This is a genomic window from Pseudomonas sp. GW821-FHT02C04 (assembly GCF_059421845.1).
On sequence record NZ_JBWKVT010000011.1, the window covers coordinates 124,363 to 136,532 of the forward strand.

9 protein-coding genes are annotated in these 12,170 nt (G+C 60.8%); 2 read left to right on the forward strand and 7 right to left on the reverse strand.

The window, feature by feature from the left end; genetic code table 11:
• The first annotated feature begins 52 nt into the window (after positions 1-52).
• Together ftsZ and lpxC are read left to right on the forward strand one after the other, a co-directional pair.
• Positions 53-1,249 carry a cell division protein FtsZ gene (ftsZ, locus tag AC07VV_RS28735; protein ID WP_025109282.1) on the forward strand — a complete coding sequence of 399 codons (1,197 nt, stop codon included), beginning with the start codon at positions 53-55 and terminating at the stop codon, positions 1,247-1,249.
• Between the two features lie 112 nt (positions 1,250-1,361).
• The gene (gene lpxC, locus AC07VV_RS28740) at positions 1,362-2,273 is read left to right on the forward strand and encodes a UDP-3-O-acyl-N-acetylglucosamine deacetylase (RefSeq protein WP_007916984.1); all 912 of its coding nucleotides are present in this window, start codon (positions 1,362-1,364) and stop codon (positions 2,271-2,273) included.
• Between the two features lie 61 nt (positions 2,274-2,334).
• Here lpxC and AC07VV_RS28745 read toward each other — a convergent pair whose 3' ends face one another.
• The 7 genes from AC07VV_RS28745 to AC07VV_RS28775 form a co-directional block, all read right to left on the reverse strand.
• Positions 2,335-3,843 (reverse strand): sensor domain-containing diguanylate cyclase, encoded by a 1,509-nt coding sequence (locus AC07VV_RS28745; protein WP_495038166.1) that lies wholly within the window; start codon positions 3,841-3,843, stop codon positions 2,335-2,337.
• Between the two features lie 112 nt (positions 3,844-3,955).
• Entirely contained in the window at positions 3,956-5,272 is a 1,317-nt protein-coding gene (locus AC07VV_RS28750; RefSeq protein ID WP_495038167.1) for an OprD family porin, read from the reverse strand.
• Positions 5,273-5,468: 196 nt separating this feature from the next.
• Positions 5,469-5,690 (reverse strand): hypothetical protein, encoded by a 222-nt coding sequence (locus tag AC07VV_RS28755; protein ID WP_273540038.1) that lies wholly within the window; start codon positions 5,688-5,690, stop codon positions 5,469-5,471.
• A gap of 121 nt (positions 5,691-5,811) precedes the next feature.
• Positions 5,812-7,176, reverse strand: a complete 1,365-nt coding sequence (locus tag AC07VV_RS28760; RefSeq protein WP_495038168.1) for a heavy metal sensor histidine kinase — start codon at positions 7,174-7,176, stop codon at positions 5,812-5,814.
• Positions 7,166-7,843: a heavy metal response regulator transcription factor gene (locus AC07VV_RS28765; protein ID WP_053123617.1), complete on the reverse strand. Its 678-nt coding sequence runs from the start codon at positions 7,841-7,843 to the stop codon at positions 7,166-7,168. The genes AC07VV_RS28760 and AC07VV_RS28765 overlap by 11 nt, the downstream gene beginning before the upstream one ends.
• 8 nt (positions 7,844-7,851) lie before the next feature.
• Entirely contained in the window at positions 7,852-10,953 is a 3,102-nt protein-coding gene (locus tag AC07VV_RS28770; protein WP_249484779.1) for a multidrug efflux RND transporter permease subunit, read from the reverse strand.
• Positions 10,950-12,110: an efflux RND transporter periplasmic adaptor subunit gene (locus AC07VV_RS28775; RefSeq protein WP_096822821.1), complete on the reverse strand. Its 1,161-nt coding sequence runs from the start codon at positions 12,108-12,110 to the stop codon at positions 10,950-10,952. Before AC07VV_RS28775 ends, AC07VV_RS28770 begins: the two co-directional genes overlap by 4 nt.
• Positions 12,111-12,170 lie beyond the last annotated feature (60 nt).

A 12,170-nucleotide genomic window follows, 5' to 3' on the forward strand; every position in this document is an offset into this window, starting at 1 on the left:
CCGCAACAAAATGCAGTAGGCGAAAAAACTAGAGAATGTAAGGAGAGGGAAAATGTTCGAACTCGTAGACAACATCCCCGCAAGCCCGGTAATCAAAGTTATCGGTGTTGGCGGTGGCGGCGGCAACGCTGTCAACCACATGGTCAAGAGCAACATCGAAGGCGTCGAGTTCATCTGCGCCAACACCGATGCTCAAGCGCTGAAAAACATCGGCGCGCGCACCATTCTGCAACTGGGCACTGGCGTGACCAAAGGCCTGGGCGCCGGCGCCAACCCGGAAGTCGGCCGTCAGGCTGCGCTGGAAGATCGCGAGCGCATCGCTGAAGTGCTGGCCGGCACCAACATGGTGTTCATCACCACTGGCATGGGCGGCGGTACCGGTACGGGTGCTGCGCCGATCATCGCCGAAGTGGCCAAGGAAATGGGCATCCTGACCGTTGCTGTCGTAACGCGTCCGTTCCCGTTCGAAGGCCGCAAGCGTATGCAGATCGCCGACGAAGGCATCCGCATGCTCTCCGAAAGCGTCGACTCGTTGATCACCATTCCCAACGAGAAGCTGCTGACCATCCTCGGTAAAGACGCAAGCCTGCTGTCGGCTTTCGCCAAGGCTGACGATGTACTGGCCGGTGCCGTTCGCGGTATCTCCGACATCATCAAGCGTCCGGGCATGATCAACGTCGACTTCGCCGACGTGCGTACCGTGATGAGCGAAATGGGCATGGCGATGATGGGCACTGGCTGCGCCAGCGGTCCGAACCGTGCACGTGAAGCGACCGAAGCGGCCATCCGCAACCCGCTGCTGGAAGACGTGAACCTGCAAGGCGCACGCGGCATCCTGGTGAACATCACCGCCGGTCCTGACCTGTCCCTGGGTGAGTACTCCGACGTGGGTTCGATCATCGAAGCCTTTGCCTCCGAGCACGCGATGGTCAAGGTCGGTACCGTTATCGATCCGGACATGCGCGACGAGCTGCACGTAACCGTGGTTGCCACCGGTCTGGGCGCGAAAATCGAGAAGCCTGTGAAGGTCATCGACAACACTGTTCACACCTCCATGGCTGCCGCTCAGGTGCAACAACCGGCTCCCGCCCGTCAGGAAGCGCCAGCGGTGAACTACCGTGATCTGGACCGTCCGACCGTCATGCGCAACCAGGCTCAGGCCGGTGCTGCGACTGCCGCGAAGATGAATCCGCAAGATGACCTGGACTACCTGGACATCCCGGCTTTCCTGCGTCGTCAGGCTGATTGATGGAATGTATCAGGGCTATGAAGGTGATTGGTGTTCAGCAAAGGCATGGTCTGCTATCATCGCCAGCCTTTGTTGATACCAGTTCGCAATTTGCGCTGAAGCGGCCCAAGCCATGATTAAACAACGCACACTGAAAAATATTATCCGTGCCACAGGTGTAGGCCTGCACTCCGGGGAGAAGGTCTACCTGACCCTCAAGCCTGCGCCTGTCGACACTGGCATTGTGTTTTGTCGCGCTGACCTCGACCCTGTGGTGCAGATTCCTGCCCGCGCGGAAAACGTCGGTGAAACCACTATGTCGACGACGCTGATTAACGGCGACGTCAAAGTGGACACGGTAGAGCACTTGCTCTCGGCCATGGCTGGCCTGGGCATCGATAACGCCTACGTCGAGCTCTCCGCGTCCGAAGTCCCGATCATGGACGGTAGCGCAGGACCTTTCGTATTCCTGATTCAATCGGCAGGCCTGGAAGAACAGGACGCCGCCAAGAAATTCATCCGCATCCTGCGTGAAGTGACAGTGGAAGACGGCGACAAGCGCGCCACTTTCGTCCCTTTCGAAGGGTTCAAGGTGAGCTTCGAGATCGATTTCGATCACCCGGTTTTCCGGGACCGCACCCAAAGTGCAAGCGTGGATTTTTCCAGCACTTCGTTCGTAAAAGAAGTCAGCCGCGCCCGTACTTTCGGTTTCATGAGTGACATCGAGTACCTGCGCAAGCACAACCTCGCACTCGGCGGCAGCGTTGAAAACGCGATCGTGGTCGACGCCGATGGCGTACTGAACGAAGACGGCCTTCGCTATGAAGACGAATTCGTGAAGCACAAGATCCTCGATGCAATTGGCGACCTGTACCTGCTGGGCAATAGCCTGATTGGTGAGTTCAAGGGCTTCAAGTCCGGCCACGCACTGAACAACCAGCTGCTGCGCAAGTTGATTGAGCAGACAGATGCCTGGGAAGTCGTGACGTTTGAAGACGCCAGCACCGCACCAATCTCTTACATGCGCCCGGTTGCGGCGGTGTAAGTAAAAAACCTCTCTAGTTTTTTGAAGGCCACCTTAGGGTGGCCTTTTTTTATGCCGGTTTTCAGGACGCCATCACCACCCGATTCCGGCCACCTTCCTTGGCCTGGTACAGCGCCTTGTCTGCCGCAAACATCAGCTGCTCCAGACTGATTTCGCTCGCAGCCGTCCAGGTGCTGATACCGATGCTCACGGTCATCGGCACTTCATCCCCCTCCAGGCGTGGCAACTGCTCCACCGCCGCCCGTACATGTTCGGCAATCTGTTGCGCGCCGACGCTGTCGGTTTCGGCCAGGATCACCGAGAACTCTTCACCGCCATAACGTGCCACCAGATCCGCCGGGCGCCGCACATTGGCGGTAATCACTTTGGCCAGTTCACGCAGTGCCTGATCCCCGGCCTGGTGGCCATGCCGGTCGTTGAACGCCTTGAAGTGATCGGCATCGACCATCAGTACCGATAACGCCTTGCCCGAGCGCTGGGCACGAAACCATTCGTGTCGCAGCGCCTGATCGAGCATCCGCCGGTTGGCGACGCCGGTGAGGGCATCGGTGGCAGCCAGTTGCGCCAGTTCATGTTCGGCCCGTTGTCGCAGCCGTAGCTCTCGAGCCAACAGCCAGGTCAGCCACAACAGGCCGAGGCAGAGCACACCGGTGGCACCGCTGATCAGAATCGCCGTGCGCTTCCACGCACCGAACACTTCATCGCTCGACAGCGCAACGATGACTGTCAGCGGCAGGTTGCCGACCTGAGAGTAGGTGTACAGCCGTTGCTGGTGATCCATGCTCGAAATGCTGCTGAAGCTGCCATTGCCGCTGCGGTCGCGCAAAATTCGCACCACATTGGGACGGGCGGCAAAGCTCTTGCCGATCGAATCGCTCTGCAGATAAGGCTTCTGGGCCAAGAGGATGCCGTCGCTGTTGATGATGTTCAGCGTGCTGTCGACGCCGATGTCGAGGCTGTTGAACAACTGGTCGAAGTAATCGAGCTTCATCGAAGCGACCGCCACACCCAGGAATTCGCCAGTGTCCGAAGAGATGCGTCGGCTGAAACTGACACGCCACTGATTGGCGTCGTCGCAGTCGCAACGTGGCTTGAACGGGCGGCTGATGTACATGCCGGTATCGCGTTTGAAGGCGTGGGCGAGGAAGTAATCGCGGTCGGCGAAGTTGCCCGGCAGTGGGTCAATCCGGGAAGAGTCGGCGAGGACCTCGCCGTGTTTGTCGAGCAGCAGGATGTCGCCCTTGAAACGCGCCGTCGTCGAGCGGTCGAACAGCGCCAGATGACGGATCTGCGGCGACACGCTTTTCAGGTCATCACGCTGGGCGGCGGCGATCAGCCCCTGCAGGGTCAGGTCGTATAGCTCAACGGTGCGCAACACATCGGCATCGATCAGTTGGGCGATGGTGGTGGCGCTGCGTGTCGCCGACTCCTGAGCGTTGGCGTGCTCACGAATCAGCAGAAAAGTGACGATGCACACAATCGCGATGACGCTCAGCAGACTGCCGAGGATCAACAGCAACTCGGGGCGTCCGGTCTTGCCCGCAACGGGTGGGGTACGGCTCGCGATCATGGTTGGGTTATCGGTTGAAGAGTCTTCTAAGCGTAGTTGTACAAACGTCGCTGCCGCACACGCAAGAAAAAGGCCAGCGCATAAGGCTGGCCTTCTTACTGTAGCGCCGATCTTAGAAGACGTTGATCGGGTAGTCGATGATCACGCGGTATTCATCTGTGTCCGTATCCAGCGCGCCGTAACCGTTGCCGCCACGGTTGGTGGCCCATTGCAGACGTACCGCCAGATCTTTGGCCTGGCCGCTCTGCACCACGTACTTGAGGTCGATGTCGCGTTCCCAGTGCTTGGCGTTGCGACCTTCGGCGCTGTACCACGAGGCGTAGCCTTTGCTGTCCGGGTCGACCTTGGTCAGGTCCAGCGTGCCGCGCGAGTAGGACACCGCCGAGGTCAGGCCTGGCATGCCGAGGCCAGCGAAGTCGTAGGCGTACTTGAGTTTCCACGAGCGCTCGTTCGGGCCGTTGAAGTCCGAGTACTGCTGGGAGTTGTCGAGGTAGATGCTGTCGCCCTGGCTGATGTAGTCGAACGGCGTGTTGCCGTTGACCCGCTGGTAGGCGGCGGTGATGCTGTGGCTGCCGATGCCGACGGTGAAATGCAGGCTGTAGGTGTTGTTGTCGATGTTGCCCAGCAACGCGTCGCCGGTGTCCTGCGTGTGATAGAAGTGCAGGCCCGGGTTGAGGGTCACCAGGTCGTTCAGCGCCCAGGTGTAGTCGAGGTCGTAGTAGTACTGGTTCCAGATGTCCTTCAGCTCGGAAGCGTAGAGGCTGCTGGTCAGGCCTTCGACGCCGCTCCAGGCCACGCCGGCCCAGTTCAGGTGCTGGCTGTCATCGTGCTCGGCGAGGGTGCCATAAGAGGTGCCGATGCGTTTGTGACCGCTCTGGTTGTACGGTTTGGTGAAACTGGCCTGGCCACCTTCGATCATCCAGCCGTCGAAGCTGTGGTTGGTCAGGCTGACGCCACGGAAGGTCTGCGGCAGCATGCGGCTTTCACCGCCGGCGATCACCGGGTTGGTGAGGAACAGGTCACCGGCCTTCAGTTCGGTATCGAACGCACGCATTTTCAGCGTGCCACCCGCAGTGGAGAACGAGCCCGGCGCTTTGCCGTTGCCGTCGCTGACCGGCAGGATGCTGGAGTTGTCCGTACCGCCACCACCGTCGAGTTTCAGACCGAGCATGGCGTGGGCATCAATGCCGAAGCCGACGGTGCCTTCGGTGTAGCCCGACTGGAATTTGCCGAGGAAACCCTGGCCCCACTCGATGTTGTCGTCCGTCTGCTGCAGGCGGTTACGGTTCATGTAGTAGTTGCGGGCGTTGAGGTTGAGGCTCGAGCCTTCGACGAAACCTTCTTTCTCGGGTTCGACGGCGTGGGCGGCGGGGGCAATCGTTGCGGCAATTGCAATGAACAGCGGGGTGAAGCGAACTGGGTAACGCACGTGCGGTAAAGCTCCTTGGGTCAACTGACACTTCAATGTCTTGAGGTGCGGGATGTTTCTAATTGTAAGAGACGAACCAGTCCGCTTGTACACCACAACGAAAAAAGGCCGCTGAAAGTCAGCGGCCTGGAAGGACGACGGTTGAACGGGAAGAGCCAAACAACCGCGTCGAGGGAAACTTTGTGCGGTGCGTGACTCAGCTGTCTTTCTCGGCTGCCTGAGCCTGGGAAGTTGCAGCCTGAGGGGCTTGCGTAGCGTCTTGGGCCTTGGCCATCACGTCTGCCTGATACTGCTCGAATGCCTGGGCGCGAGCGGCGTTTTGCGCTACGAACGACTGCGATTCTTCAGCCATCGCCATCGGCGACAGGATCAATGAGGACAAAACGAAAGCGCTGGCAATACCCATACTGTTGGACATCTTGAAAACCTTCTTGCTTGGCAAGTGCTGTTTGGTGCGGGCAAAGATAAGGTTGCCGGGCGTTGGGAAACAGCGTGATTTTCATAAATGACTGTTGCGGGAATGGCAACGATCCAGGTCCTCAGACCGGGAGGTGAATGCCAAAAGTGTTCATTCCGCGATCACTGCGCACGAACACATCACCACCATGCATCAACGCAATCGCCTTGACGATCGCCAGCCCCAGACCGTGGTTGTTGCCACTGTTGCTGCGCGACGCGTCGACCCGGTAGAAGCGTTCGAACAACCGTGGCAAATGCTCGCTGGCAATCGGCGAACCAGGGTTGGCCACGCCGATGCTGACCTGATGTTCCTCGACCGTGATCTGCACTTCGATCACCTGTCCTGGCGCGGTGTGTTGCACTGCGTTGCTCAGCAGATTGATCAACGCCCGGCGCAAATGAGCGATCTCGATCTGCACCTGCGCGTCGCCGCTCACTCGTACTTCGACCTGTGCATCTTCGAGGATGAAATCGAGGTATTCGAGGGTGGTCGCCACTTCATCGGCCAGCGAGGTCGAGGTCAGTTTGGTGGCCTTGCTGCCCTGATCGGCGCTGGCCAGGAACAGCATGTCGTTGATGATCGAACGCAGGCGTTCCAGTTCTTCGAGGTTGGATTGCAGCACTTCGAAATAATGCTCGGCAGAACGCCCGCGCGTCAGGGCGACCTGGGTCTGGCCGATCAGGTTGGTCAACGGCGAACGCAGTTCATGGGCGACGTCGGCGTTGAAGGATTCGAGACGCGAGTAGGCTTGTTCAACCCGCTCCAGTGTCGAGTTGAACGAGTCGACAAACTGTTCGAGCTCCGGTGGCAACGGCGACAGACGCAAGCGCCCGGCCCGCAGCGGCGGCGCCAGACGCTGCGCCTCGTGGGACAGTTTGATCAGCGGCTTGAGGCCGATCCGCGCTACCCAATAACCCAATGCAGAGGCCATCAACACGCCGACAATCGCCAGGCCGATCAAGGCGATAAGAAGGTTGTGCTGGGTCTGGTGAAAGGTCTCGGTGTCGATGCTGATCATGAACCGCAGGGGCGGGCGTTGATCCTTGGCCGGCAGTTCGGTCAGCAGCACTTTCAGCGGGTAATCATGGTTGGGCAGTTGCAGGTCGCGCATGCCCAGAGGGCCTTGGGCAAAGGCGCGGATCATGGCGTCCGGCTGGCCATATTCATACCCCGGGTCACCGCTCACCACCCAGAAGCGGATGCGTTTGTCTTCTTCGCCGAGCAAGTTCAGTTTGGCGTTGATCTTCACCCAATGTTCGGGGGTGCCGAATCGGTTGAGTGCCGACTCCAGCACGCTATAACGCGCATCCAGCTCGGCTTCCGGCAACAGGCCCAAACCCTTGTCCACCTGCTGATACAGCGCGCCGCCGATCAACAGAAACACCAGCAGCGCCACCAGCGTGAACATCCCGCTCAAGCGCAGGGCGATAGAGTTACTGGACACCACGGCTCTCCAGCACATAACCCATGCCACGGATGGTGTGCAGCAGTTTCTCGTCGAACGGCCCGTCGAGCTTGGCCCGCAGACGCTTGATCGCGACTTCGACGACGTTGGCGTCGCTGTCGAAATTGATGTCCCAGACCATTTCCGCAATCGCGGTTTTCGAAAGGATCTCACCCTGACGCCGGGCCAGCACGCTGAGCAGCGAAAACTCCTTGGCGGTCAGATCCAGTCGGGTGCCGGCGCGGGTGGCCTTGCGGCTGATCAAATCTATCCATAGGTCGGCGATGCTCACTTGCACCGGTTCATGGCCGCCACTGCGACGGGTCAGCGCTTGCAGACGCGCCACCAGTTCGAGGAAGGAAAACGGTTTGCCGAGGTAATCGTCGGCACCGTCGCGCAAGCCCCTGATCCGGTCTTCGACCCGTTCGCGGGCGGTGAGCATGATCACCGGCGTCTGCTTGCGCGCACGCAACGCGCGCAGTACGCCGAAGCCGTCGAGGCCCGGCAGCATCACGTCGAGGACGATCACCGCGTAGTCGCTTTCCAGCGCCAGGTGCAGGCCCTCGATGCCGTCGCGAGCCAGATCCACGGTGTAACCCTGTTCCGTCAGGCCGCGGTGCAGATAGTCCGCGGTTTTCTCTTCGTCTTCGATAATCAGAACGCGCATGACCCGCCTCAGTCTGTCGTTGCCAGCGCCGCGACGGGCGATGGTTTGGGCTTGTGGAACAGCCGCTCAAGCCACAAGTATATGACCGGTGTGGTGAACAGCGTCAGCATCTGGCTGACCAGCAAGCCGCCCACGACCGCGATCCCCAGCGGCTGGCGCAGTTCGGCGCCGGTGCCGTAGCCGAGCATCAGCGGCAGCGCGCCGAGCAAGGCGGCGAGGGTGGTCATGATGATCGGCCGGAACCGCGTGATACACGCCTCGAAAATCGCGTCCTGCGGTGACAGACCGCGATGACGCTGCGCTTCCAGGGCGAAGTCGATCATCAGGATGCCGTTCTTTTTGACGATACCGATCAGCAGCACCAGCCCGATCAGCGCCATGATCGAAAAGTCCTGGCCGCAGATCCACAGCATGATCACCGCGCCAAGGCCCGCTGCCGGCAAGGTCGAGATGATCGTCAGCGGATGGACGAAGCTTTCATAAAGCACACCAAGGATGATGTACACCGCCACCAGCGCCGCCAGAATCAGCCACGGCTGGCTGGCCAGCGAACTCTGGAATGCCTGGGCCGCGCCCTGGAAGTTGCCGCTGATCGCGGTCGGCATGCCGATCTCGGCCTTGGCCTGATTGAGCAGGATTACCGCGTCGCCCAACGCCACGCCGGGCGCCAGGTTGAACGACAGGTTGGCGGCCGGGAACATGCCGTCGTGGGCAATGGACAGCGGGCCGATGGTTGGCGCATCGAATCGGGCCAGCGCCGACAGCGGTACCATTTCCCCGCTCAGCGGTGAGCGCAAGTAGAAGTAGTTGAGGCTTTCGGCCTTGCCGCGCTGTTTGGTGTCCAGCTCCAGAATCACGTTGTACTGGTTGACCTGGGTCTGGAATTCGTTGATCTGCCGCTGGCCGAAGGCGTCGTACAGCGCCTCGTCGACATCACTCGCCGTCAGGCCGAAACGCGCGGCGGCACTGCGGTCGATGCTGATGTGGGTGATGCTGCCGCCCAGTTGCAGGTCGTTGGAAATGTCACGGAACGCCGGGTTGCTGCGCAGCTTTTCGGTGAGTTTCTGGGTCCAGGTGGCGAGCGTCGGCCCGTCGTTGCTCTTGAGCACGTATTGATACTGCGCACGGCTCGGGCCGGAGCTGAGGTTGATGTCCTGGCCGGCGCGCAGGTAAAGCACGATGCCGGGGACTTTCATCAGTTGCGGGCGGATGCGGTCGATGAACTGGCTGGCCGAGACGTCGCGATCACCGCGTTTTTTCAGGGCGATCCAGAAGCGGCCGTTGGCGATGGTCTGGTTGCTGCCGGACACGCCCACCGAATGGGAAAACGCCTGGACGGCCGGGTCGGCGGCAACGATTTCGGCCATCGCCAGGTGTTTTTTCACCATGTCGCTGTAGGAAATGTCCGCGGCGGCTTCCGTCGTACCGAGGACGAAGCCGGTGTCCTGCACCGGGAAGAACCCTTTTGGGATAAAGATGTAACCACCGATGGCCATCGCCACAGAAACACCGAACACCGCGATCATCAGTTTCTGGTGGGCGAGGGCGCGACGCAGGCCTTTTTCGTACCAGCCGAGCAGGCGCTCGCTGAACCCCGGTTTGTCATGGGCGTGATGCACCGGTTTGCGCATGAACAGCGCCGCGAGCGTTGGCGCCAACGTCAATGACACCACCACGGAAATCATGATGGTCGAGGTCGCCGTCAGGGCAAATTCCTTGAACAGGCGCCCGACCACGCCGCCCATGAACAGCAGCGGAATGAACGCCGCCACCAGCGAGAAACTGATCGAGACCACGGTGAATCCGATCTCGCCGGCGCCCTTGACCGCCGCTTCGCGCATGCTGTCGCCGGCCTCCAGATGACGGTGAATGTTTTCCACCACCACGATGGCATCGTCGACCACAAACCCGACCGCCACCACAATCGCAACCAGCGTCAGGTTGTTCAGGCTGAAACCGAGCAGGTACATCAAGGCGAAACTGGCGGTCAGCGATACGCCGAGCACCGCCGAGACAATCATCGTTGCCGACAATTGGCGCAGGAACAGCGCCATCACCGCCACCACCAGCAGGATCGCGATCAGCAGGGTGATTTCCACTTCATGCAGGGAGGCACGAATGGTCTGGGTGCGGTCGATCAGCACTTTGACCTGCACCGAGGCCGGCAGCATGGCTTCGAGGCCGGGCAGGGCGGCTTGAATGCGGTCCACCGTCTCGACGATGTTGGCCCCCGGCTGGCGGGAGATCACCAGGTTCACCCCCGGTTGATCGCCGGCCCAGGCTTGCACATAGGCATCTTCCGAACCGTTGACGACTTTGGCGACATCTTTCAGGTGAACCGGGGCGCCATCCTTGTAGGAAACAATGAGCTGGCTGTATTCCTCGGGGTGGAACAACTGGTCGTTGGTCGACAGCGTGGAAATGCTCGACTCGCCGTACAACGCACCTTTGGCGAGGTTGAGGCTGGTCTGCTGGATCGCCAGACGAATGTCGGCGAGGGTCAGACCGATGGCCGCCAGTTTGTCCGCCGAGGCCTGCACGCGAATCGCCGGACGTTGCTGACCGGTGATGTTGATCTGGCCTACGCCGTCGATCTGACTGATCTGACGCGACAGCAGGGTTTCCACCAGGTCACTGAGCTCGGTGCCGGGCATCTGGGTCGAGCTGACGCTGAGGATCAGCACCGGGCTGTCCGCCGGGTTGACCTTCTTCCAGGTCGGCAGGGTCGGCATGTCTTTCGGTAGTTTTCCGGCGGCGGTGTTGATCGCGGCCTGCACTTCCTGGGCGGCGGTGTCGATGCTCTTGTCGAGGGTGAATTGCAGGGTCAGCAGGCTGGAGCCCAGCGCACTGCTGGAGGTCATCTGGGTCATGCCGGGGATGGCGCTGAATTGCACCTCCAGCGGCGTGGCCACGGACGACGCCATGGTGTCCGGGCTGGCGCCGGGCAGTTGTGCGGAGACCTGGATCGTCGGAAATTCCGCTTCCGGCAACGGGGCAATCGGCAGGCGCGGGAAGGCAATCACCCCGACCAGCACCAGCGCGATGGTCAGCAGAATCGTCGCCACCGGATGGTCGATGCACCAGGTCGAAACGCCTTTGTGCTGCTTCATGGCTTGGGCTCCGCTTGCACCACCTGCGGCGGCTCGCTCATGACCTGCACGGTCGAACCGGGCTTGAGCCGCGACTGGCCGTCACTGACCAATACGTCGCCGGGCTTCACGCCCTTGATGATGTCCTGGCCGCTGCCCTGATAAACCATCTGCACCTGCACGGCTTCAACCTTGTCGCCGTTGACCCGGTACACGAAGTGTTGATCCAGACCTCGCTGTACGACGGTAGGCGGGACCACCAGCGCATCTTTATCCAGCGCCGTCTGAATCTTTACCGTCACCAGCAGGCCCGGCCAGAGTTTCTGATTGGGATTGTCGAATTCGGCCTTGGCGCGGATGGTGCCAGTGTTGGCGTTGATCTGGTTGTCGATCAGGGTCAGGTGACCTTCGCCGAGCAGGTTGCCGGTTTCGCCGTCGGTGTCGGCGCCGATGTAGGCCTTGACCTGGGCGCGCTGCGGATCGCTGATCAAACCTTGCAGGGTCGGCAGCATTTGCTGCGGCAGGGAAAACTCGACGGCGATCGGGTCGATCTGGGTCACGGTGAACAGACCCTGGGTGTCGGTCATGCGCAGGAAGTTGCCTTCGTCGACCGTGCGAATCCCGACGCGGCCGGTGACCGGGGAGCGAATCTGGGTGTAGGAAAGTTGTACCTGAGCCGCGTCAATCGAGGCCTGATTGCCTTGGGCGGTGGCTTTGAGCTGGTTGACCAGTGCCTGTTGCTGGTCGTAGGTCTGCTTCGATACACCGTCGTCGACGCTGAGCAGTTTGTAGCGCTTGAGGTTGACCAGCGCCACTTGCAGTTGTGCCTGGCTTTCGCCCAGTTGCGCCCGGGCCTGGTCGAGGCTGGCGCGGATCGAGCGATCGTCGATGGTGGCGAGCAGGTCGCCCTGTTTGACCAGTTGACCCTCTTTGACCAGAAGCTTGGTGAGGATGCCGTCGATCTGCGGGCGTACCACGACGCTGTGCAGCGAGAGGACCGAGCCGATGCCGCTGGTGTAGCGGGGGACGTCTTTTTCGCTGACGGCGACGACCCTGACCGGGATGGCGGTGGGGGCGGCGAGTTTGGCCGGTGCGGGTTTTATCGCGTACCACAGGCCGGCGGCTGCGAGGGCGATCAGCAGGGTGGCGAGCAGGGCCTTTTTCTTCTGGATTTGCATGCTTGTGGGGCGCCAGGGGGACGGGGTTTGGGCAGGTTGGTTCTTTATAAACTTGTTTGG

What these genes read in the sequence shown, in the direction of transcription:
- ftsZ (WP_025109282.1), top strand. Translation starts at nt 53, where the DNA reads ATGTTCGAACTCGTAGACAACATCCCCGCAAGCCCGGTAATCAAAGTT.
- lpxC (WP_007916984.1), top strand. Translation starts at nt 1,362, where the DNA reads ATGATTAAACAACGCACACTGAAAAATATTATCCGTGCCACAGGTGTA.
- AC07VV_RS28745 (WP_495038166.1), bottom strand. Translation starts at nt 3,843, where the DNA reads ATGATCGCGAGCCGTACCCCACCCGTTGCGGGCAAGACCGGACGCCCC.
- AC07VV_RS28755 (WP_273540038.1), bottom strand. Translation starts at nt 5,690, where the DNA reads ATGTCCAACAGTATGGGTATTGCCAGCGCTTTCGTTTTGTCCTCATTG.
- AC07VV_RS28765 (WP_053123617.1), bottom strand. Translation starts at nt 7,843, where the DNA reads ATGCGCGTTCTGATTATCGAAGACGAAGAGAAAACCGCGGACTATCTG.
- AC07VV_RS28770 (WP_249484779.1), bottom strand. Translation starts at nt 10,953, where the DNA reads ATGAAGCAGCACAAAGGCGTTTCGACCTGGTGCATCGACCATCCGGTG.
- AC07VV_RS28775 (WP_096822821.1), bottom strand. Translation starts at nt 12,110, where the DNA reads ATGCAAATCCAGAAGAAAAAGGCCCTGCTCGCCACCCTGCTGATCGCC.